Source organism: Streptomyces sp. NPDC048603, from assembly GCF_043199475.1.
Taxonomy (GTDB): domain Bacteria; phylum Actinomycetota; class Actinomycetes; order Streptomycetales; family Streptomycetaceae; genus Streptomyces.
Window position 1 is genome coordinate 316,465 of record NZ_JBICVY010000009.1, and the last position, 23,607, is coordinate 340,071.

Consider the following 23,607-nt stretch of genomic DNA (forward strand, 5'->3'; position numbering starts at 1 on the left):
TGCTCAGCAGGTCAGCCGGCCGCCGGCCCGCCGGACAGGGCCCGGTCGAGGTCGGCGCCCAGGAGCGAGGCGAGCCCCGCCCCGTGCGGCCCGTCGACCACCGTGTGGTGGTTGCCGGCCACGACCGCGTGGCGCAGCCCGCTCGACGTACGCCCGTGCCACGGCTCCGGGTCGACCAGCGGTGTGGCCAGCTCCGCGTGCCGTTCGGCCACCGTGTACAGGTACAGCGGGGCGTCGACCACCGCCGTCGTGCGGTACCCGGCCGCCGCGGCCCCGTTGGCCCGGGCCACCCCGAGCATCCGGCGCAGCGCCTCGGCCGCGGCCTCGCGCGGCAGCGTGCCGTCCGACCGCCCGCGCCGTACCAGCGCCTCGAACAGCGCCTCGAACAGCGCCTCCTCGTCGGCCTCCGGAGCGTCGGCCTCGGCTGCCCCGGCCTCCGCCGCCCGGGCCTCCGCCGCCCCGGCCTCCGCGACCGGACCGCCCCGCGCGGCGAGCGCGAGCCGCACCAGCGCGTCCCCGTCCTCCGCGGCGGCGTCGGCCCGGGCCGACGCTCCCGGCGCGGCCGTGTCGACCAGCCCGAGGTACGCGACGCGTTCCCCGGCCGCCTCCAGCCTGGCCGCCATCTCGAAGGCGACCGTGCCGCCGAACGACCAGCCGGCCAGCAGGTACGGGCCGTGCGGCTGTTCCGCCCGCAGTTCCGCCAGGTAGCGCTCCGCCATGGCGCCGACGTCCTCCAGAGGAGCCTCCGCGGTGTTGCAGCCGACGGCCTCCAGACCCCACACCCGCCGTCCGGCGGCGGGCCCGGCGCCCAGCGCCCGGACGAGGTCCCGGTAGCAGACCACATCGCCGCCCCGCGGGTGCACCAGCACCAGCGGCGGCCGGTCCCGGTCGCCGTCGGCGAGCGGCACCAGCAGCCGCCCGGAGGCCGCGGCGGCCTCCGGCAGCGCCGCGCACAGCAGTTCCACGGTGGGCCGCCGGAACACCAGGTTCAGCGGCAGCTCCACCCCGAACTCCCGCCGTACGGCGCCCATCAGCGCGAACGCCCTCAGCGAGTGGCCGCCCAGCGCGAAGAAGTCGTCCCGGACCCCGACCGGGGCCGTGTCCAGGACCTCCTCCCAGAGCCGGGCCATCCGCAGCTCCACCGCGGTGCGCGGGGCCACGGCCCCCGCCCCGGCAGCGGCGCCGGGCGCCGGGGCGGGCAGGGCCCGCCGGTCCAGCTTCCCGTTCGGGGTGAGCGGCAGCCGCTCCAGGGCCGTCACCGTGCCCGGGACCATGGCGGCCGGGAGCTCCGCGAGGAGCCGGTCCCGCACCGCAGCCGGGTCGCCGTCGCCCGTACGCCACACCACGTAGCCGGCGAGGACCGCGTCCACGCCCGTGCCGTGCACGGCCGCCGCGGCCGCCGCCACGTCCGGGTGGGCGGCCAGGGCCGCCTCGACCTCACCGAGTTCGATGCGGTGCCCGCGCACCTTCACCTGGCCGTCGGCCCTGCCCCGGTACTCCAGCCCGCCGCCGGCCTGCCGCCGCACCAGGTCCCCGGTGCGGTAGAGCCGCCCGCCGGACCCGAACGGGTCGGGCAGGAACCGCTCGGCGGTCAGCGAGGGGCGCCCGTGGTAGCCGCGGGCGACACCGGCGCCGCCGATGAACAGCTCGCCGAACACCCCGGTCGGCACCGGCCGCATCCGGCCGTCCAGCACGTGCAGCGTGGTGTTCGCCAGCGGCCCGCCGATGGGGACCGGCCCCGCCGGATCCGCCGGCGACAGCCGGTGCGCCGTCGACCACACCGTGGTCTCCGTCGGACCGTAGACGTTCCACACCGTGCCGAGCGCCGAACGCATCCGCGCGGCCAGGGCCGGCGGCAGCGCCTCGCCGCCGCACAGCGCCCGGACCCGCGGCGCCTGCCAGCCCGCCTCCATCAGCAGGTGCCAGGTGGCCGGCGTGGCCTGGACGACCGTCACCCCGGACCCGTCGAGCTCCTTGGCGAGCAGCGTGCCGTCCCGGGCGTCCTCCCGGGCCACGACCCGTACGGTGGCGCCGCACACGAGCGGCACCAGCAGCTCCAGCACCGCGATGTCGAACGAGGCCGTGGTGACGGCGGCGACCGTGTCCAGACCGCTCAGCGACAGCCGCTCCGCCATGTCGTGCGCGAAGTTGGCCAGGGCCCGGTGCGGCACCACCACCCCCTTGGGACGGCCGGTCGAGCCCGAGGTGTACAGCGTGTACGCGGGATGCTCCCCGGCCACCACCGGATCCGGACGGCCGTCCGGCACATCCCGCCCGTCCCGCCCGTCCCGCTCGTACGACCCGTCCGGCGCGCACAGCGCGTCCAGGTCCACGACGGCCACCTCCGCCGGCAGTTCCGGCAGCCCGGCCGCCGGCCCCGACACCACCGCGATCCGCGCCCCGCTGTCCGCCAGCATCAGCCCCACGCGGTCGGCCGGGTACTCCGGATCGACCGGCACGTACTGGGCGCCGCTGCGCAGCACCCCCAGCAGCGCCGCCGGCAGCAGCGCCGAGCGGTCCGCGACGACCGCGACCGGCGTCTCCGGACCCGCGCCCAGCGCCACCAGCTCCGAGGCCAGCCGCCCGGAGTGCTCCCACAGCGCGGCGTACGTCAGGTGGCGGGCGCCGTCGTCCGTGGCGACCGCGCCCGGCGTACGGGCGGCCTGCCGGCCGACGAGGACGTGCAGGGGTGCGCCGGGCACCTCGCGGGCGGTGTCGTCCCTGCCGGCCGAGAGCTCCCGCTTCGCGCCCTCCGGCATCAGCGGCAGCGCCCCCACCGGGGTGTCCGGAGCCGCGACGGCCGCACCGAGCAGCGTGACCAGGGCCTCGGCCATCCGGGCGACCGTGGACGGGTCGAACAGATCGGAGGCGAACACGGCCTCGCCGTGCAGCGCACCGTCCACCTCCGCGAAGTACAGCGACAGGTCGAACTTCGACGCACCGCTCGGCAGCGGCACCGGCTCGGCGGTCAGCCCCGGCGGGGCCGCGACCGCCCCGTCCGCCGCCTCGTTGACCACGAGCATCACCTGGAACAGCGGATTGCGGCCCAGGTCGCGTTCCGGTGACACCGCCTCCACCACCCGGTCGAAGGGCACGTCCTGGTGCGCGTACGCGTCCAGGGCGGTGCTCCGGGCCCGGGCGAGCAGCCCGGCGAACCCCGGATCGTCCGACAGGTCCCCGCGCAGCACCAGGTTGTTCACGAAGAACCCGACGAGCGGCTCCAGTTCCGTGCGGTCGCGGCCGGCGACCGGTGAGCCCACGGTCACGTCGGTGCTCCCCGACCAGCGGGACAGCAGCACCTGGACACCGGCCAGCAGCACCATGAACAGGGTCGCGTCGCCGCTGTGCCCCAGCGCGCGGAGTCCCCTCAGCAGCGGCGCGGGCAGCACGAAGGAGTGCTGCGCCCCGCGCCCGGACGGGACCGCGGGCCGCGGCCGGTCGGTGGGCAGGTCCACCGGGGTGACACCCGCCAGGCGGTCCCGCCAGTAGGCGAGCTGTGCCTCCCCGGCCGGGCCCGCCAGCCGCTCCCGCTGCCAGGCGGCGAAGTCGCCGTAGGACACGGCCGGTTCCGGCAGCACCGGTCCGGCCGGCGGCCCGCCGGCCGCCGTGCGCGCGGTGTACGCGGCGAAGAAGTCCCGCCGGAACACCCCCTCCGACCAGCCGTCGAAAGCGATGTGATGGGCCACCACCACGAGCAGGTGCTCCTCGGGGGCGATCCGTACCAGCCGGGCCCGCAGCAGCGGGGCCGCCGTCAGGTCGAACGGCTCGGCGGCGTCCGCCGCCGCCAGTTCCCGGGCGCGCACCCGCGCCGCACCGGCGCCGGTCCCGGACAGGTCGGTGAACACCGGCCGGAACACCCCGGCCGGTCCGGCCACCATGCGGGTCCCTTCCGGACCGCGGTCCGCCGCGGCTGCGTCCGCCGCTGCGTCCGCCGTTCCGTCCGCCGCCGTTCCGTCCGCCGTCCCTGCATCCGCGACCCGCGAACGCAGCGGCTCGTGCCGCGCCACGACGTCGCCCAGCGCGGCCAGCGCCGCCGGCACGTCCAGCGGGCCGCGCAGCAGCACGGCGCCCGGCACGTTGTACTCCGCCTGCCCCGGCCGCAGCCGGTCCAGCAGCCACAGCCGCTGCTGTCCGGACGACAGCGGTGCGGGGCCCGCCGGCCGCACCGGGATCCCGGCCTCCGCCTCCGCGTCCGGGGTGAGCCCGGCGAGCGCCCGCGAGAACTCCCCGGCGACCGGGTGACGGAACAGCAGCCGCACCGGAACGTCCAGCCCCAGCACGGTCCGCAGCCGGGACACCACCCGGGTGGCGCGCAGCGAGTGCCCGCCGCGCTCGAAGAAGTGGTCGAGCATGCCCACCGGGCCGTCCTCGTCGCCGAGCACCTCGGACCAGACCTCCGCCACGGCCCGCTCGGTCCGCCCGGCCGGTGCGACGTACGGCCGGCGGGAGTCCCCGGCCGCCGGTGCCGGCAGCGCGCGCCGGTCCGTCTTGCCGTTCGGCGTCAGCGGCATCGCCTCCAGCACCGTCACCGTGGACGGCACCATCGCCGCCGGCAGCACGGCGCGTACGGCGTCCAGGACCCCGGCCGCGTCGCCGCCGCCCGGCCCCCAGACCACGTACGCGGCGAGCCGCCGCCCGTCGCCCTCCCCGTGCGCGGCCACGGCCGCCCGCGCCACCCCGGGGTGCCGCAGGACCGCCGCCTCGACCTCGCCCAGCTCGATCCGGTGCCCGCGCACCTTGACCTGGTTGTCGCGCCGGCCGTGGAACTCCACCACGCCGTCGGCGCGCAGCCGCGCCAGGTCCCCGGTGCGGTACATCCGGCTGCCCGGCGGCCCGAACGGGTCGGGCAGGAACGCCTCCGCGGTCCGCCCCGGGTCCCCGAGGTAGCCGCGGGCCACGCCGCGCCCGGCGATGAACAGCTCGCCGACCGCGCCGCGCGGCAGCGGCTCCAGCCGCGGCCCGAGGACCAGCACGCGCGCCCCGGGCAGCGGCCGGCCGATGGATATCCGGCCCCGGGCCACGTCCGCGGCACCCACCACGTGCGCCGTGGTGGTGTTGGTGCACTCGGTCGGCCCGTACTGGTTGACCAGCCGGAACCGCCCGGCGACCCCCAGCTCCCGGGCCGCGCTCGCCAGACGGGCCGTCAGCTCCTCGCCGGTCGTCATCACCAGCCGCAGGTCCGCGGACGGACCGGGCACGGCGGCGACCAGCGGTTCCAGCACCGAGGGCACCACCGACAGCAGGGCGGTGACCCGCTCGGCGTGCAGCAGCCGCGCCAGGGCCTCCGGATCACCGGCCTCCTCCACGGTCGCGAGGACCACCCGGCCGCCGGTGCCCAGCGGCGCGAACAGGTCGCGCACCGACGGGTCGAAGGTGAGCGGCGTACGGGCCAGCACGCTGTCCTCCGGACCGATGCCGAACTCCGCGGTGAGCGCCGCGAGGTAGCCGGTGATCGCCCCGTGCGGGACCGCGACGCCCTTGGGACGGCCGGTGGAACCCGAGGTGTACAGCACGTACGCCAGGTCCCCGGGCCCGGCCGCGGCCGGCAGCGGGGAGCCGTCGAGCGCCGCGAGGCGCTCCCGTTCCGCGTCGGTGTCGACCACCACGGCCCCGGCGGGCAGCCCGCGCGGCGGTCCGTCCGGCAGGCCGGAGGTCACCACCAGGTGGGCCCCGCTGTCCGCGAGGACGGCGGCGATCCGCTCCTCCGGGTGCGCCGGGTCCACCGGCACGTACACCCCGCCCGCCTTCAGCACGGCCAGCACGGCGACGACGGCCCCGGTGTCCCGGCCGGCCATCACCGCCACCGGGCTGCCGGTCCGGGCACCCGCGGTCCGCAGCCGGCGGGCGAGCCGGTTGGCGGCCGCGTCCAGCGATCCGTAGTCGAGGGTGTGGCCGCCGCAGGTCACGGCGGGCGCCTCCGGACGCAGCCGGGCCCGCGCCTCGACCAGACCGTGCAGGGTCGCACCGGCACCGGTGGTCGCCTCGGACACGGCGGACGTCCCGGCGGACGTCCCGGTGTCCGTCCCGGTGTCCGTGCCGCCGCCGGTGAGCGCGGCGAGCTCCGCCGCCGACAGCACCTCCAGCCGGGACAACCGCGTGTCCGGGGCCCCGGCGGCCGAATCCAGCAGCCGCAGGTAGTGCGCGCACAACCGCTCGGCGGTGTCCCGGTCGAACAGGTCCGAGGCGTAGGTGAGGGCGCCCGTGAACCCGCCCGGGTGCTCCGTCATGGCCAGGCTCAGGTCGAACTTGGAGCCCTCACTGGCCGCGTCCAGCGACTCCGCGCGCAGCCCGTCCAGTTCCAGCGCGGCCGGCTGCTCCGGGTGCAGCTGGAACAGCACGTCGAACAGCGGGTTGCGGCCCGCCTCCCGGTCCGGGCGCAGCTCCTCCACCAGCCGGTCGAACGGCGTGTCCGCGTGCTCGTAGGCGGCCAGCGCGGTCCGCCGCACCCGGCCCAGGAGCTCCTCGAACGACGGGTCGCCGGACAGGTCGGCACGCAGCACCAGGGTGTTCACGAAGAGCCCGATCAGCGGCTCCAGTTCGGGCCGGTCGCGCCCCGCGACGGGCGAGCCGACCGCGAAGTCCTCCTGCCCCGTGTACCGGCCCAGCAGGGCCTGGAACGCGGCCAGCAGCACCATGAACGGGGTGGCCCCGCGGCCCCGGGCCAGTCCGGCGAGCCGCTCGGCGAGCGGGCCCGGCACCTCGAAGGTGACGCCGCCGCCCGCGCCCGAGGGCTCCGCCGGCCGCGGCCGGTCGCCCGGCAGCTCCAGCGCAGGCAGCCCGGCCAGCGCGTCCCGCCAGTGCGCGAGACCCGCCCGGACCACGTCCTCGGGACGGTCGCGCTGCCAGTGCGCATAGTCCCCGTACTGCACGGGCAGGGCCGGCAGCGCGGGCAGTCCGCCGTCGCGCAGCGCCGCGTACGCGGAGGCGAACTCGCCCCACAGCACCGGCATCGACCAGCCGTCGCCCACCGTGTGGTGCAGCACCAGCACCAGCAGGTGCTCCTCCTCGGCGACGCGCACCAGCCGGGACCGCAGCAGCGGCGCGGCGGCCAGCACGAACGGTTCGGCGGCATCTGTGCCGGCCAGCTCCGCCGCCCGCTCCCGGGCCTCGGCCACGGGCAGGTCCCGCAGGTCCGTCACGGCGGTCGCGAACACCTCGGGCGGCTCGACCACCAGCACCGGCCCCCCGGCCGCACCCCCGCTCGCGCCGGGGCCGTCCGCCGGCTCCGGCTCGGCGATCCGGGACCGCAGCAGCTCGTGCCGGGCCACCACCGTCCCCAGCGCCCCGGTCAGTGCCCGCACGTCCAGCGGGCCGTGCAGCCGTACGGCGAGGGGGATGTTGTAGTCGGCCCGGCCGGGACGCAGCCGGTCCAGGAACCACAGTCCGCGCTGCGCGTACGACAGCGGGGCGAGGGCCCCCGCGGGCCGCGCCGGGACCGTCCCCACGCCGTCCGGGCCGGTCCCGCCGGTGCCGGCCGCCTCCCGCAGCGCGTCCAGTTCCGCAGCGAACTCCGCCAGCACCGGGTGCTCGAACAGCAGCCGCACCGGCACCGGCACGCCCAGCCGGGCCCCGATCCGGGACACCGCCCGGGTCGCCCTCAGCGAATGCCCGCCCAGCGCGAAGAACCCGTCGCGCCGGCCCGGCCGTACGCCGCCGAGCACCTCGGACCACACCTCCGCCGCGAGCCGCTCCGACGAGGTCGCCGGCTCCGCGAACTCCTCGCCGGCCGCACGGGACGCGGCCGGCGCGGGCAGCGCCCGCCGGTCCACCTTCCCGTTCGGGGTCACCGGCAGCTCCGGCAGCACCACCACCGCGGACGGCAGCATGTACGCGGGCAGCCGGGCCGCCAGCGCGGCCTGCAGGGCGTCCTCCTCCAGCACCTGACCGGCCGCCGGGACGGCGTACGCGACGAGTTCGCGCTCGCCGGGAGCGTCCTCCCGGACCACGACCACCGCCCCGCCCACGCCGGGCAGCCGCAGCAGCTCCGCCTCGATCTCGCCCGGCTCGATCCGGAAGCCGCGGATCTTCACCTGCTGGTCGGCGCGGCCCAGGTAGTCCACGGTGCCGTCCGGCCGCCGCCGGGCCAGGTCGCCGGTCCGGTACATACGGGCGCCCGGCGGACCGTAGGGGTCCACCGCGAACCGCTCGGCGGTCAGGGCCGGCCGGCCCAGGTAGCCGCGGGCCACCCCGGTGCCGCCGACGCACAGTTCACCGACGGCGCCCTCGGGCACCGGCAGCCCCCGCTCGTCCAGCACGTACAGGCGGGTGTCGTCCAGCGGACGGCCGATCGGCACCCTTCCGTCACCGGGCGCCACGGCGTCCCCGGCCCGCGGGTCGAGCCGGTGGAACAGCGCGAACGCGGTGGTCTCGGTGGGCCCGTACACATTGGTCAGCGCGGTGCCGGGCGCGGCGTCCAGGGCCCGGCGGAACGCCTCGGGGGAGGCGGCCTCGCCGCCCGTCCACACCTCCCGCACCTCCGTCAGCAGCCCGACGCACTCCTCGACCACCAGGTTGAACAGGGCGGCGGTGAGGAACAGCGCGCTGATCCGGTGCTCGCGGACCAGGGCGGCCAGGGTGTCCGTGCCGGTCCGTCCGGGCGGGGCCACGACCACGGTGCCCCCCGACAGCAGCGGCACCCACAGCTCGTACGTGGAGGCGTCGAAAGCCAGCGGCGAGTGCGCCAGCACCCGGTGGTGACCGGCCCCGAAGGCGGTGTCCCGGGCGAGGGCCGCCACGTTGGCGTGGGTGATCCCGATGCCCTTCGGGGTGCCCGTGGAACCGGAGGTGTACATCACGTACGCCAGCCCGTCCGGCCGGACGCCGGGGTCGGCGATGGCGCCGGGGTCGGCGACGGCGATGGCGCCCGTGTCGGCGTCGGCGTCTGCCTCCGCCTCGGCGGACGGGGGCGGTGCGGACACCCCGGCCTCCCCGTCCCCGTCCCCGTCCCCGTCCAGGAGCCCGAGCACGGGCACGGACCCCCCGCGCAGCGCCTCGTGGCCCGCGCACGCCGGGTCGGCCAGCACCAGGCGCGCCCCGGTGTCGGCGAGCATCCAGCGCAGCCGCTCGGCCGGGAACTCCGGGTTCAGCGGTACGTAGTGGCCGCCCGCCCGCAGGATCGCCAGCAGGGCCACCGGGACGTGCTCCGAGCGCTCCGTCATCAGGGCCACCGCGGTCTCGCGGCCCACACCCGCGGCCGTCAGCCGGGCGGCGAGCGCCGCGGACCGGGCGTCCAGCTCGGCGTAGCCGATCCGCCGGTCCCCGCAGACCACGGCGGTCGCGCCGGGGGACCGGCGCACCTGCTCGGCGAACAGGCCGGTGACGGTCGCGGGGGCCAGGCCCGGCCGGGGAGCGCCGTGCCCGGAGGCGACCAGGCGGGCCGCCGTGGCGGGCGCGGGCAGCAGCTCGGCGTACGGCGCCTCCGGATCCCGTACGGCCGCGCCGAGCAGTTCCAGCCAGTGCCCGAGGAGGCGTTCGCCGCTGGCCGGGTCGAACAGGTCGGTGTCGAGGACGAGGGTGCCGGTGCACCGCTCGGCGCCCTCGGTGACGAACACGTTCAGGTCGAACAGGGACCCGCCGAAGTCGAGGTCGACGGGTTCCGCGACGGTCCCCGGCAGCCGCAGGCCCGCCGTCTCGTCCCGGGCCGAGGCGAACATCACCCGGACCAGGGGACTGCCGCCCCCGGCACGCTCCGGGGCGAGCCGCTCCACGATCCGGTCGAAGGGCACCTCCTGGTGGTCGTACGCGTCGAGGACGACCCGGCGGGCCCGGCCGAGCAGTTCCCGGAAGCCGGGCGCGCCCGACAGGTCGGTGCGCAGCACCAGGGTGTTCACGAACAGCCCGACGAGCGGCTCCAGTTCCACCCGGTCACGGCCGGCGACCGGAGTGCCGACGGCGATGTCGGTGCGGCCCGAGAAACGCGCCAGGGCGGCCTGGAAACCGGCCAGCAGGGCCGTGAAGAGGGTGACGCCCTCGCCTTCGGCGAGCCGGCGCAGGCCGGCGGTGAGCCCGGCGTCGAGGGTGAAGCCGAGGGAGGCGCCGGCCCCGCTGCGGCGGGCGGGCCGGGGCCGGTCGGCGGGCAGTTCGAGGGGCTCGAGCCCGGCCAGCCGCTCGGTCCAGTAGCCCATACCGGCGTCCAGCGCGCCCCGCTCGAAGCGGTCCCGCTGCTCGCGGGCGTACGCCCGGTAGTCCAGGGGCAGCGGGGGGCGTTCCGGCAGCGGCCGGCCGGCGGCGAGCGCCGCCCAGTTCGCCGCGAGCTCCTCCCAGAGCAGTCCCATCGACCAGCCGTCGGTCGCGATGTGGTGGACCACCAGCAGCAGCAGGTGTTCCTCGGGGGCGGTCCGCACCAGCAGGGCGCGCAGGAGCGGGCCGGCGGCCAGGTCGAACGGGCGGCGGGCCTCCTCGCGCAGCAGGTCCAGGGCCCGCCGTTCCAGGTCGGCGGGCTCGCCCGCGCCCAGGTCGAGCAGCGGCACCGGCACCGCGGCCGGGGCGGGCAGCACCTCGGGGCGGGGCCGCCCGTCCTGCTCCCGGAACACCGTCCGCAGCGGACTGTGCCGGCCGACGACGGCGGTCAGCGCGGCGCGCAGCGGCGCCGGGTCCAGCGGGCCGCGCAGCCGGACCACCTGGGGGACCGCGTACCCGGAGTCGCCGTCGGCCATCCGGTCGGCCAGCCACATCCGCTCCTGGGCGAACGAGGCGACGGGTTCGGCCTCGGCGAGGGCTGCAGCGGGGGATGCAGCCGGGGATGCGGCGGGGTATGCGGCGGGAGCGGTGCCGGCGGCGGTGCCGCCGTCCGCGGCGGTGGTCCCGGCGAGTGCGGCCCGCACCCGCCGGCGCAGCAGTTCGCGCGCGTCGGGGCGGCCCGCGGCCACCGGCCGGTTGTCCTGGAGGGTCACTGGAGGTCTCCCTGAGGGGCGAGGGCGCCACCCGGTGCGGGGGCGGCGGCGGGGACGAGGAGGGCGGCGGATTCCGCGGGCCCGTGCGGGTCCGGGTCCGTCAGTTCGGCGAGCAGCGCGGCTTCGACGGCCCCGGCCAGGCCGGCGACGGTGCGGTGCTCGAAGAGGGTGTGCAGGGGGAGTTCGAGGAAGAGGGACTGGCGCAGCCGCGCGGCCACCCGGGTGGCGCTGATCGAATGCCCGCCCAGGGCGAAGAAGTCGTCGTGGCGTCCCACCCGGTCCACGCCGAGCACCGACCGCCACACCGCGGCGACGAGTTCCTCCGTCTCGCCCTCGGGCGGCTCACCCGCGCCGCCGCCCGGCGCACCGCCGCCGGAAGCGCCGTCCGGACCGTCCGGGGCGGGCAGCGCCGCCCGGTCCAGCTTGCCGTTCGCGGTCACCGGCAGCGCGTCCACCAGGACCACCACCGGCACCATGTACTCCGGCAGGGTGCGGGCCAGTTCGGCCCGGACCGACTCCGGGACGGGCGCGGCCGCCCCCGGCTCCGGGACGAGGTACCCGACGAGCCTCTTCTCACCCGGCCGGTCCTCGCGTACGACGACCGCGGCGCGGGCCGCCCCGGCGGTCCGGGACAGCGCCGCCTCGACCTCGCCGAGCTCGATGCGGAACCCGTGGATCTTGACCTGGTCGTCGGTGCGGCCGAGGTACTCCACCGCCCCGTCCGCGCGGCGGCGGGCGATGTCCCCCGTCCGGTACATCCGGCTGCCCGGCGGACCGTACGGGGAGGCCGGGAAGCGCTCGGCGGTCAGTGCCGGCCGGCGCAGATAGCCGCGGGCCAGGCCGGCACCCGCCAGGTACAGCTCGCCGGGGAAGCCGAGCGGGACCTGCCGTCCGGCGGCGTCCAGCACGTGCAGGGCGGTGTTCCAGATCGGCCGCCCGATCGGCACCGGGCCGGAGTCCGCGCGCCGGCAGTCCCAGTGCGTGACGTCCACGGCCGCCTCGGTCGGCCCGTACAGGTTGTGCAGCGGCACGTCCAGGACGTCCAGGAAACGGTTCTTCAGGGATTCGCCGAGGGCCTCGCCGCTGCACACCACCCGGCGCAGGCTCCGGCATCCGGCGGCGGCCGGCTCCTGGACGAACTCGGCCAGCATGGACGGCACGAAGTGGACGGTGGTGACGGACTCCTCCCGGATCAGGCGGGCCAGGTAGGCCGGATCCCGGTGCCCGCCGGGCGCGGCCACGACGATCGCGGCACCGGCCAGCAGCGGCCAGAAGAACTCCCACACCGACACGTCGAACCCGAACGGGGTCTTCTGCAGCACCCGGTCGTCCGCCGCGAGCCGGTAGCGGTCCTGCATCCACAGGAGCCGGTTGACGATCGCCGCGTGCTCCACCACCACCGCCTTGGGACGGCCCGTCGACCCCGAGGTGTAGATGACGTACGCCGGGTGCGAGGGCAACGGGCCCCCGGCGTCCGGCAGCCCCGCCGAGGCAGCGTCCGGGTCCGTCTCCGCCTCCCGGTCCGCCGTCCCGTCCGGGCGGACCCGCGGGGGACCGTCCGCCGCCGCGGGCAGTCCGGCCGCCACCTCGTCGGTGGCGATCAGCAGCACCGGGCGCGCGTCCTCCAGCAGGTACGCCACCCGGCCCTCCGGCAGGGACGGGTCCACCGGCAGGTAGGCCGCCCCCGCCTTGAGCACTGCGAGCAGCGCCACCACCATCTCCGTCGACCGGTGCAGGGCCACCGCCACCACCGTCTCCGGCCGCGCGCCGTACGCCCGCAGCACCCGGGCCAGGGCCTCCGCCCGCGCGTCCAGTTCCGCGTAGTCGAGGCGTTCGGAGCCGGACACCGTCGCCAGGGCGTGCGGCGTACGGGCGGCCTGCTCCGCGAACAGCGCGGACAGCGTGGTCGCCGGCACCGGCACGGCGGTGGCGTTCCACTCCTCGACCAGCCGGTGCTGCCCGTCCGACAGCAGGTCGACGGCGCCGGCCGGCAGCTCCGGGTCCTCGGCGAACGCCGTCAGGAGCCGCTCCAGCCCCTCGGCCACGCTGAGCGCCGCCCGTGCGTCCAGCGCGTCGGGGCGGTGGTCCAGGTGCAGCCGCAGCCGCTCCCCGGGCAGCACCACCAGGTTCGCGGTGTAGTGCGTGGCGTCGCAGGCGTCGACGGCGGTCAGCCGGACCTCGCCGGCCAGGTCCCGCATCCCCTCCAGGTCCAGCGGGTAGTTCTCCACCACCACCGCGGTGTCGAAGAGCGTGCCCAGCCCGGCCGCGCCCTGGATCTGGCCCAGGGAGGCGTGCCGGTGGTCCAGCAGCCGCGCCTGCTCCTCCTGGAACCGGACCAGTGCGGCGGCCAGCCCCTCGTCCTCGCGGACCCGGAACCGTACCGGCAGCGTGTTGATGAGCAGGCCGACCAGTTCGCCGACACCGTCGAAGGCCGCGTCGCGGCCCGACACGGTGCCGCCGAACACGACGTCCTCCCGGCCCGTGAGCCGCCCGAGCAGGACCGCCCAGAGGCCCTGGACCACGCTGTTGAGGGTGATCCCGGCGGCCCGGGCGCCGGCCGTGAGCCGTCCGGTCAGCTCCTCGGAGAGCTCCACCGTGATCCGCTCGGGCAGCTCCGCCATCCGGTGCGGGTCGGCGGCACCGAGCAGGGTGGGCTCGGCCAGTCCGTCCAGGGCCGTCGCCCACGCCTCCGCGGAGGCCTGCCGGTCCTGCCGGGCGAGCCAGCCGGGGAACTCCGCGTACGCGGGCGCCGCGGGCGGCTCGGCCGCCGGCTCCCGGTACCCGGTGAGGAGCTCGCGCAGGATCACCGCCGAGGACCAGCCGTCCCACAGGATGTGATGGTTCGTCACCACCAGGCGGTGCTCGGAGTCACCGGTACGCACCAGGGTGAACCGCACCAGCGGCGGCCGTTCCAGGTCGAAGGGGCGCGCCCGGTCCCCGGCCAGCAGGGCCTGCCAGGCGGCCTCGCGGTCCGCCGCGGGGACACCGCACAGGTCCGTCTCCTCCCACGGCAGTTCCAGCCGGGCGGACACCACCTGCACCGGCCGCCCGGTGCCGCGGTCGGTGAACGCCGCGCGCAGCCCCGCGTGCCGGTCCAGCAGCCGGGCGCAGGAGGCGCGCAGCCGTCCGGCGTCCAGCGGGCCGCTCAGGGTGAGCACGATCTGCCCGGTGTAGGCGTCGAGGCCGCCCGCGTCGTGGGCGGCGTACGCGGCGTGGAAGAACAGGCCCTCCTGCAGGGGCGACAGCGGCAGTACGTCCGCCAGGTGCGGGTAGCGTCCGGCCAGGCCGTCGAGGTCCCGCCCGGTCACCCGGACCAGCGGCACGTCGCGCGGAGCGGGACGCCCGTCCCCGCCGGCAGCGGCCTCCGCGGGGAGGACGGCGGCCGCAGCGGCCAGCAGCCGCAGCGCCTCCGCCCAGGCCGCGCCGAACGCCTCCGCCTCGGCCCGGCCCACCAGCGCCGACGGCCAGGTCAGCACCGCTTCGAAGGCGGTGCCCCCGGATCCGGCCACGGCCATCGCGTCGATCTGCAGGGCGTGTTCCACCGGCATCGAGGGATCGGCGTCCGCGCGCAGCCCGCCCGCCTCCGGGGCGGGACCCCACGCGGCCGTCCCGGTCCCGTCGAACCGGCCGAGGTAGTTGAACAGCACCCGCGGCCTGGGCAGCGGCTCCAGCTCCCGCGCGGTCGCCGGGTTCAGCCGGGACAGCAGGCCGAAGCCCGTGCCGTCGCCCGGCACCGCGGCCAGTGCCACGTGGACCCGCTCGACGAGGTCGGCGAGCGCGGCCGTGTCCCCGGCCCGCGCCGCGGCCGGATCGAGGCCCCGCAGGTCGAGGCGGACCGGGTACTGCGTGGTGAACCAGCCCACCGTGCGCGCCAGGTCGTGGGCGCCGGACCCGTCGGCCCGGCCGTGCCCCTCCAGGTCCAGCAGCAGGGAGTCGGCGACGCCCGCGCAGTCCACCCGTCCGCGGACGGCGTGCGCGGCGAGCACCAGACCGGCCAGCAGGACCTCCGCGGGCCCGGTGCGCAGGGCCGCGGGCAGGCCGGTGAGCAGCGGCCCGGTCACCCCGGCCGGCAGCGACAGCCTGAGGGTGTCGTTCCCGGCGACGAGGTCCCGGCCCGGGTCGGTCACCCGGTCCCACGGGGCGGTGTCCGCCGGGTGGGCCTCCCCGGCGTCCGCCGGCGCCGGCTCCGGAGCGTCCGGGCCGCTCGCGACCGGGGCCAGGGTCTGCCGCCAGTACGGCAGTTCGGCGACGGCCTCCGGGGTGCGGGCCAGCCCGCCGAGGTACGCGGTCCACGCGCGCAGCGGCGTACCCGCGGGCGCCGGCGCGGCCGTCCGCCCGGCGGCGACGGCGTCCCACACGGCGGCCAGGTCCTCGGCGAGGATCCGCCAGGACACCCCGTCCACGGCGAGGTGGTGCACCACCAGGAGCAGCCGCCCGGCGCCGTCCGGCCCCTCGTACCGCACCGCGCGCACCATCACCCCGGCGGCCGGGTCGAGCTCCGCGGCGGCCCGGGCGGCGGTCGCGTCGATCCCTTCCGCACCTTCCGCATCGTCCGCACCGTCCGCGATCCCGATCCTCACCAGCACACCGGCGGCGTCCACCGCCCCCGGTGCGGGCAGTTCGCACTCCGGGCGCCCGTCCGGACCGGGCACCACCCGCATCCGCAGCGCCGGATGACGGTCCAGGACCTCCTGGAGCACCCGCACCAGCCCGGCGTCGTCGATGCCGTCGGGCAGGGTCAGCACCATCGACTGGCTGAACCGGCCGATCGGCCCCGGGCCGTCCAGCAGCCACCGCATCACGGGCGTGGCCGGCAGCGGGCCGGTCTCCGCCACCGGGCCGCCGGCCGCCGCCTCCGCGCCCGGACCGTCCTGTACGGCCGCCGACGCCAGCCCCGCCGGCGTACGGGCCGCGAACACGTCGCGCAGAGCGAACCGCAGACCCCGCGCACGGGCCCGGCTCACCAGCGACAGCGCGGCGATGCTGTCACCGCCCAGCTCGAAGAAGCCGTCGTCGGGCCCCGCCGGCTGTCCGAGCACCTCGTCGAACAGGGCGCACAGCGTCCGCTCCGCCGGGCTGCCCGGCTCCCGCACCTCCCGGCCCGGCCCGCCCGCCGCCGGGGCGGGCACCACCAGCGCACGCCGGTCCACCTTCCCGCCCGGCGTCAGCGGCAGCCGCTCCACCGGTACGAACACCTGCGGCACCATGTACCGGGGCAGCGATCCGCCCAGGTGTGCGGCGAGCTCCGCGGGCCCGGGCGCCGGTACGCCCGGCGCCGGCGCGACGAACGCGACGAGCCTGCGCCCGGCGCCACCCGTACCGCTCCCGGTACCCGTACCGCTCCCGGTACCCGTACCGCTCCCGGTACCCGTACCGCTCCCGGCACCCGCACCGCTCCCGGCACCCGCACCGCTTCCGCCGTCCACCACGACCGCCGCCTGGCCGACCCCCGGATGCGCCGCGAGCACGGCCTCGATCTCACCGGGCTCGATCCGGTGCCCGTTCACCTTCACCTGGCGGTCGATCCGGCCGAGGAACTCCAGCTCGCCGTCCTCCGTCCAGCGCACCAGGTCCCCGGTCCGGTACATCCGGCCGCCCGGCACCCCGCCGTACGGGTCGGCCGTGAACACCTCCGCGGTGGTCCCCGGGCGGCCCGCGTACCCGTGCGCCAGACCGGCGCCCGCCACGCACAGCTCACCGGCCGCACCCGGCGGCAGCAGCCGCAGCCGGGCGTCCACCACGTACGCGCGGTGGTTCGGCATCGGCCGGCCGATCGGCGGCACCCGGCCCCCGGACGGCGCAGTACAGCGGTGCATCGTCACCGACACCGCGGCCTCGGTCGGGCCGTAGGCGTTCCACACCTCCCGCCCCGGCGCCGCCCAGCGGTCCAGCGCGTCGCCCGACGGCGCCTCGCCGCCCGTCGACAGGAACCGCAGGCCCGCCAGCGGTGCCGGATCCAGCAGCGGCAGCAGCGCCGGAGGCAGGTCGGCCACCGTCACCCGCTGCCCGGCCAGCAGCGCCTGCAGCCGGTCCACGTCCAGCCGCTCCTCCTCGGTGGCCAGCACCAGCGTCCCGCCCGCGGCCAGCGGGCCGAACACGTCCAGCACCGACACGTCGAAGGACAGCGCCGCGAAGCCCAGGAAACGCTCCCCGGCACCGGCACCCGGACCGGGTATCCCGGCGCACGCCAGGTGCCCGAGCACGAAGTCGGCCGCGGCGGCGTGCGGGACGAGCACGCCCTTCGGCCGGCCCGTGCTGCCCGAGGTGAACAGCAGGTACGCCGGGGCCGCCGCGGGCAGCCGCGTGCCGCCTGCGCCGGAGGGAGACCCGCCACCGATGCCGACGGCCACGGCCACGGGCACGGGCACGCTCACCGGGTCGGGCACGGTCTCGGTCTCGGTCTCGGTCTCGGGCACGGGCACCGTCACCACACCCTCCGGCAGCCGGTCGCCGGCCCCCGGCCCGGCGACCGCCACCGAGATCCCCGCGTCCTCCGCCATCCGCGCGATGCGCGCCTCCGGCAGACCCGGGTCCAGCGGGACGTAACAGCCGCCCGCCTTCAGGACGCCCAGCAGCGCGGCCACCATCGCGGGGGAGCGGTACACGCACACCCCGACCGGGTCGCCGGCCGCGACCCGGCCTCGCAGCCGGTCCGCGACGGCCCCCGCCAGGGCGTCCAGCTCCGCGTACGTCACCTCCTCCCCGGCGCACACCACGGCCGTGGCATCGGGGGTGCGCCGCGCCTGCTCCTCGAACAGGCCGTGCAGCAGCGCCCCCTCCCCGCCCCGGCTGCCGCCGTCGGCGAACCCGGCCAGCAGCGCCCGGTCCGTCCCGGTCAGCAGCTCCACGGAGTCCAGCGCCGTGTCGGGCCCCGCCTCCGCCAGAGCGGTGAGGAAGGCCAGGAACCGGTCCCGGTGCGCGGCGAGACCAGCCGCCCCGGTGTCCGCCGCGTCCGCCTCCGCCTGCACGGTCAAGGGGGTGTCGCCGCCGCGGTCGTAGACGTTCAGCGACAGGAACTCCACCGGCCCGACCGCCACGTTGTGGGCGGTCGCCGCGGAACCCGCGAAGGACAGCACGTAGTCCAGCGACATCACGTTCACCGACGCGCTCCACGGCGGCGTGTCCCCGTACAGCTCCTCCACCCGGAACCGCTGGTGCCGCAGCACGTCCCGGATCGCCGCCGAGGCGCCGCGCACCAGCTCGCCCACCGTCATGCCGCCGGTCACCCGGAGCCGCAGCGGCAGCACCTTCGAGAACATGCCGGGCGTGCGCCGCGCCGCGGGCGTGGTCCGCCCGGTCACCGGCAGGCCCAGCAGCACGTCCTCGGTGCCGCCGACCCGGTGCAGGTAGGCCGCCGAGGCCGCCACCACCACCGCCGACCACCGGGTGCCCAGCGCACGCGCCAGGGCCCGCAGCCGGTGCGCGTCCGGAGCCGCCAGGTCGCCCCGGCAGCGCAGCGGCGTCCCGGCCGGGCGGGCCGGCGGCCGCCCGGTGAACGCCACCGGGTCCGGCGCCGCGTCCAGCACCCCCTGCCAGAACTCCCGGTCCCGGGCACACTCCGCGGACTCCCGGTACGCCCGCTCCTCGGTCACGATCTCCGCCCACGGCGCGGCCGGCTCCACCGGCGCGGGCACCGGCACACCGGTGGCGAGCGCGGTGTACACGTCCGCGGTACGGCGGGCCAGCAGCGCACCGCCGTATGCGTCGACGACGATGTGGTGGTAGCCGTGCATCCACAGGTGCCGCTCGGCCCCGACCCGCACCAGCAGATGACGGCAGACGTCCCCGGACGCCAGTTCCATGGGCCGCCCCAGCGCCGCCCGCATCAACTCCTCCGCCTCGGCCCGCCCGCCGGGACGACCCCGCAGGTCGGCGGTCTCCAGCCGGAACGGCGGCCGGGCGGCGGGCCCCTGCCGGACCTCGCCGCCCTCCTCGGCGAACCGCATGCCGAGCGTCTCGGTCTCCGCGAGCACCAGGCCGATCGCCTGCTCCAGCACCGCGGCGTCCAGCGGGCCGCGGATCTCCAGGTACTCGCCGATCGCGTAGTCGGTACGACCGGGGTCGAGCTGCTGGGCGAACCACACACCGGCCTGCGGCGAGGTCAACGGCAGGGACAGCGCCCCGGGGTCATGAGTGGACATGCGGTGGTCGGTCTCCTCGTTCGGATGGACCCGCCCGGCGGCGGTTCACGACGATCCACCGCCACTCTCCGTGCCCCCGAACCTCAGCGAAAGTCACACCATTTCGCCTCTTGACACCCCTCACCCCCAGGTCCCGCACCCCGGGTCCCGCACCGCCGGTCACGCTCCCGCGGTCACGCGCATCCGGTCCCGTGCGTCGCGCACTGTCCGCCGCGGGCGGGACGGCTCCGGCACGGACGGCCACGTCGTCCTCCCGGGGTGACCCCTCCGGCAAGAAATGGCGTGTCCATGTCATACCCTGGAGGTGCGGACGGGGCCGGGGGTGTGCCGCGCCACCCGATGCTTTACAGTTCAACCGCTACCGCGTCCGAGGTCCGCACTGACGGACCCGATGCGGGACGCCCAGCACCACGGGCCGCCGGACTCCCCCGAACCGGTGACCCCTTCCCGGGGGCCGGCGCCCCATCCCCGTGCGCGCCGGCCCCCACCCCCTCTTCCCGCCCGCGCCCGCCGCGGCCTCAGCCGCCGGCCGGCGGTGCGGAGATCGTGGGAGCCAGGTAGCCGTGCAGAGCGCGCTTGAGCTCACGGATCAGGGCGGGCCGCTCCTCCTCCCCGCCGGTGACGACGAGGGGCACCATGGCCTGGAAGATCTGGATGGCCACGCGCGCGGTGAGCAGCCGTTCCGCGGCGGGCAGCCGCGGCGCGCGGGCGGCGATCATCTCCTCGACGCGGCCGAGCATCGCCGACTGGATGGGGCGGGCGGCGTCGGTCAGGCCCGCGGGCATGTCCGGGCGGGCGAAGAGCGCCTTGAACCCGGGGTTGGCGACGTTGAAGGCGACGATCGGGTCGACCATCCGGTCGAGCAGGCCGTCCAGGGGCAGGGCCGTGAAGCGGGCCGAGTCGAAGGCCTCCTGGTGCGCGGCCCGCAACTGGGTGACGAAGCGGTCGGCGAGGGCCTGGGCGATGGCCTCCTTGTTGGAGAAGAACTGGTACAGCGAGCCCGGTGAGATGCCCGCCTCGGCCGCGATGGCGATGGTGGTGGTCTTCTCGTAGCCGGCGCGCGCGAAGACCGCCGCCGAGGCGTCGAGGATCTGGGCCATCCGCAGCTCGCCACGTGCCTGCCGCCGCCGCGCGGGCGGTGTCGCCTGCCCCTCGGCCGTCCTTGCCGTCATCCGATCCTCCGTCAGAGTCCGCCCACCGGGCACCACTTGAAAACACGAATGATTATTCGTAATCTTTCGGCGCGCGGCAAACACGAATCATCATTCGCAAAATCTATCCGAGGGGGACCCTTGCTCGGCAGGTTCATCGTGGAGAGGGCCAGGTGGATCGTCGCGATCGGTATCGCCGTGACCCTGCTCGCCGGCGTGGTCGCCGCCGGCACGCTCAACGCGCTCTCGCTCAGCCGCTTCGAGGCCCCCGGCTCGGAGTCCATGCGCGTACGCGACACCCTGGCCCGGGACTACCGCACGGGCAGCCCCAACCTGGCCCTGCTGGTCACGGCCCGGCAGGGAACGGTCGACGACGCCGCCGTGGCCGAGGCGGGCCGGGCGCTCGACCGGGAGCTGGCCGCCCACCCCGGCGTCGGCCGGGCCTGGTCGTACTGGAGCACCGGCAGCCCGGACACCCTGCGCAGCCGCGACGGCCGGCAGGCACTGGTGCTGGCCTGGCTGCCCGGTGACGCCAACCAGGTGAGGCGCGAGGTACTCCCCGGCCTCGCCCCGGAGTTCACGCGGACCACCGACACCGTCACCGTCCAGGTCGGCGGCGGCGACGAGGTCTTCCGGCAGACCATGGAACAGGCCCGGCAGGACTTCCTGCGCGCCGAACTCGTCATCCTCCCCCTGGTCTTCCTCCTGCTCTGGCTGGTCTACCGGCGGATCCCGGCCGCACTGGTCACCCTCGGCACCGGCCTCTTCGCCGTACTCGGCTCACTCGCCCTGCTGCGCGCCGTGGTCGCGTTCACCGACGTGTCCACCTTCGCCTCCAACATCGCGCTGGTGATGGGCATCGGACTCGGCGTCGACTACGGACTGTTCGTCGTCTTCCGCTACCGCGAGGAACTCCGGCACGGCGACGGCGTCCCGCGGGCGATCACCCGTACGGTGCGCGGCGCGGGTCGCGGCGTCCTCTTCAGCGGCGGCACGGTGGCCGCCTCCCTCTCCGTGCTCCTGGTCTTCCCGTTCCCCTTCCTCCGCTCCTTCGCCTACGCCGGCGTCGCGGTGGTCCTCGCCGCGGTGGTCGGCGCGACGGTGCTGCTGCCCGCCGCGCTCGCCCTCCTCGGCCACCGGGTGCAGCGCCCGGGACCGGCACCCGACCCGGCGAACGGATTCTGGTTCACCGCCGCGACCCGGGTGATGCGCCGCCCGCTGGCCTTCGGCGGCGCCGCACTGGCCGTCCTGCTCCTCCTGGGATCGCCCTTCCTGGGCGTACGGTTCGGGCTGCCGGACGACCGGGTGCTGCCGGCTTCCGCCCCGGCCCGCCAGACGCACGACGCGATACGCGCCGGGTTCACCGTGGAGGAGGCGGACGCCGTGCAGGTGGTCGCCACGGCGCCGACCCCCGCGGCGGTGGGCCCGTACGCGGCCGAACTCTCCCGCATCGAGGGCGTCGCCCGGGTGGACTCCGCGGCAGGCTCCTACCGGGCCGGACAGCGGACCGGCCCCGGACCGGCGGACGGCTTCACCGCCGGCGAAGGCCGGCGCCTGGCCGTCCACCCCACCTCCGACCGCCTGGAGAACGATCCCACCGGCCTGGTGCGCGAGATCCGCGCGACGGCCGCGCCGTTCGAGGTCCGGGTCGGCGGCTACCCCGCCGAACTCACCGACTACCGCGACGGCGTCACCGGACGGCTGCCCCTGGTGGCGGCCCTGATCGTGACGGTGACCTTCGCCCTCCTCTTCCTGATGACCGGCAGCGTGATCGCCCCGCTCAAGGCGACCGTGCTCAACGTCCTGAGCCTCTCGGTGATGTTCGGCGCCCTGGTCCTGGTCTTCCAGGAAGGATGGCTCTCCGGTCCGCTGGGCTTCACCCCCACCGGAGTGATCGAGCCCAGCATCCCCATCCTGATGTTCTGCATCGCCTACGGCCTCTCCATGGACTACGAGGTCTTCCTCCTCGCCCGGATCAAGGAGGAGTACGACCGCTCCGGCGACGCCCTCGGCTCGGTACCGCTCGGAATCGCCCGCAGCGCCCCGCTGGTGACCGCGGCGGCACTGATCCTGGCGGTCTCCTTCGCCACCTACGCGACCGGCCAGGTGGTCTTCCTCAAGCAGCTCGGCATCGGCATGGCCCTGGCCGTACTGGTGGACGCGACCCTGGTCAGGGGCGTACTCGTACCGGCCCTGATGCGACTGGCCGGCCCCGCGAACTGGTGGGCCCCGGCCCCCCTGCGCCGCCTGCACGACCGCATAGGACTGAGGGAGAGCACCTCACCAAAGGCCCCGAACCCGAGCCCGAGCCCGAGCCCGAGCCCGAGCCCGATGCCCATCCCGGACACCCCCGGGATGTGATCCTCACGGATGTGAATCCTTTCCGGTGACCCGTGCCTCTTATCTCCGTACCGGCAAGGGCCGGTACGGAGAAGGGAGAACATCGTGATCGTCGGAATCGCGGTCGCCGTCGGGGCCGTGCTGCTGTGCGCCTGCAGTGTCGCCGTACTGCGGAGGCGGGGCCGGACGCGTGGCTGAGGTGACCTGGCCCGGGGAACAGCTCGTCGTCGCCGCGCAGCGCGGTGACGTCGATTCGCTCACCGCTCTGGTGACCGGCGCCCACCCGAACGTGCAGCGCTTCGCCCGCTTCCTCTGCGCCACTCCGCAGGACGCGGAGGACGCGGCACAGGAAGCGCTGATCGTCCTGTACCGCAAGATCGGGATGCTGCGGGCGTCCGGTGCCCTGGCGTCGTGGATGTTCCGCATCGTCCGCAACGAGTGCCTCCGGCGTGCGCGGACGGTGCTCCACGACCCCGTGCCCGCGCAGTACGACGCCGCCGTGGGCTCGGCCGAGGAGGAGGTGCTGCAGCGTCTGGAAGCGGGCCGGGTGGCCGCGGCCGTCGCCGCCCTCCCCGAGGACCAGCGCCGCGTGCTCGTCATGCGGGACATCCAGGGATACAGCGGGCGGATGACGGCCGACGCGCTGGGCCTCTCCACGGCCGCGATGAAGTCCCGTCTGCACCGGGCCCGCACGGAGCTCCGCACCGCACTGGCCGGCCCGGCCCCACTCGGAGACCGGAGGGAATCCTGATGCGAACCAACGGCAAAGGGGCCGACTTCTCGAGTTCCTCCCTGCCCCGCCACCTCGTACGAGGCGTGCTGGGCTTCGGCGGGATCATCGGCTCGGTGGCGCTGATCCCGCTCGTCGGACCGGTCGCTCTGCTGCTGTTGCCGGTCGGCGTACTGGCGCTGCGCGGATGCCCCATGTGCTGGACGATCGGTCTGCTGCAGACCCTCTCCAGGGGCCGCCTGCAGCGTTCCTGCGAGAACGGCACGTGCCAACTGACCACCGCGGCCCCGCAGGAGCACCACCGGGCGGGCGTCAAGGAGATCTTGACAAGATGATCACGTCAAGGTTTCCTT

Annotated in this window: 6 protein-coding genes; 3 read left to right on the forward strand and 3 right to left on the reverse strand. The window is 76.5% G+C overall.

What is annotated here, in order from left to right:
- Nucleotides 1-11: 11 nt before the first annotated feature.
- The 3 genes from ACGFQ9_RS24165 to ACGFQ9_RS24175 all read right to left on the reverse strand — a co-directional run bounded on the left by ACGFQ9_RS24165 (nt 12) and on the right by ACGFQ9_RS24175 (nt 20,205).
- Nucleotides 12-10,892 carry an amino acid adenylation domain-containing protein gene (locus ACGFQ9_RS24165; protein WP_393576413.1) on the reverse strand — a complete coding sequence of 3,627 codons (10,881 nt, stop codon included), beginning with the start codon at nt 10,890-10,892 and terminating at the stop codon, nt 12-14.
- Nucleotides 10,889-19,033: an amino acid adenylation domain-containing protein gene (locus tag ACGFQ9_RS24170; RefSeq protein WP_393576414.1), complete on the reverse strand. Its 8,145-nt coding sequence runs from the start codon at nt 19,031-19,033 to the stop codon at nt 10,889-10,891. Before ACGFQ9_RS24170 ends, ACGFQ9_RS24165 begins: the two co-directional genes overlap by 4 nt.
- A 518-nt stretch (nt 19,034-19,551) precedes the next feature.
- Nucleotides 19,552-20,205, reverse strand: coding sequence for a TetR/AcrR family transcriptional regulator (locus tag ACGFQ9_RS24175; protein WP_393576415.1), 654 nt, complete (start codon nt 20,203-20,205; stop codon nt 19,552-19,554).
- A 120-nt stretch (nt 20,206-20,325) separates the two neighbouring features.
- On the opposite strand from ACGFQ9_RS24175, the gene ACGFQ9_RS24180 reads away from it, so the two are divergent.
- From ACGFQ9_RS24180 to ACGFQ9_RS24190, 3 genes are all read left to right on the forward strand, one after another.
- Complete coding sequence (locus ACGFQ9_RS24180; RefSeq protein WP_393576416.1) at nt 20,326-22,545, forward strand: MMPL family transporter; 2,220 nt, start codon at nt 20,326-20,328, stop codon at nt 22,543-22,545.
- 169 nt (nt 22,546-22,714) lie between these two features.
- The gene (locus tag ACGFQ9_RS24185) at nt 22,715-23,275 is read left to right on the forward strand and encodes an RNA polymerase sigma factor (protein WP_393576418.1); all 561 of its coding nucleotides are present in this window, start codon (nt 22,715-22,717) and stop codon (nt 23,273-23,275) included.
- The gene (locus ACGFQ9_RS24190) at nt 23,275-23,589 is read left to right on the forward strand and encodes a hypothetical protein (RefSeq protein ID WP_393576419.1); all 315 of its coding nucleotides are present in this window, start codon (nt 23,275-23,277) and stop codon (nt 23,587-23,589) included. The genes ACGFQ9_RS24185 and ACGFQ9_RS24190 overlap by 1 nt, the downstream gene beginning before the upstream one ends.
- Nucleotides 23,590-23,607: the final 18 nt, after the last annotated feature.

Excerpts from the sequence above, each read along its gene's own strand:
- ACGFQ9_RS24170 (WP_393576414.1), bottom strand. The coding sequence starts at position 19,033 with ATGTCCACTCATGACCCCGGGGCGCTGTCCCTGCCGTTGACCTCGCCG.
- ACGFQ9_RS24175 (WP_393576415.1), bottom strand. The coding sequence starts at position 20,205 with ATGACGGCAAGGACGGCCGAGGGGCAGGCGACACCGCCCGCGCGGCGG.
- ACGFQ9_RS24190 (WP_393576419.1), top strand. The coding sequence starts at position 23,275 with ATGCGAACCAACGGCAAAGGGGCCGACTTCTCGAGTTCCTCCCTGCCC.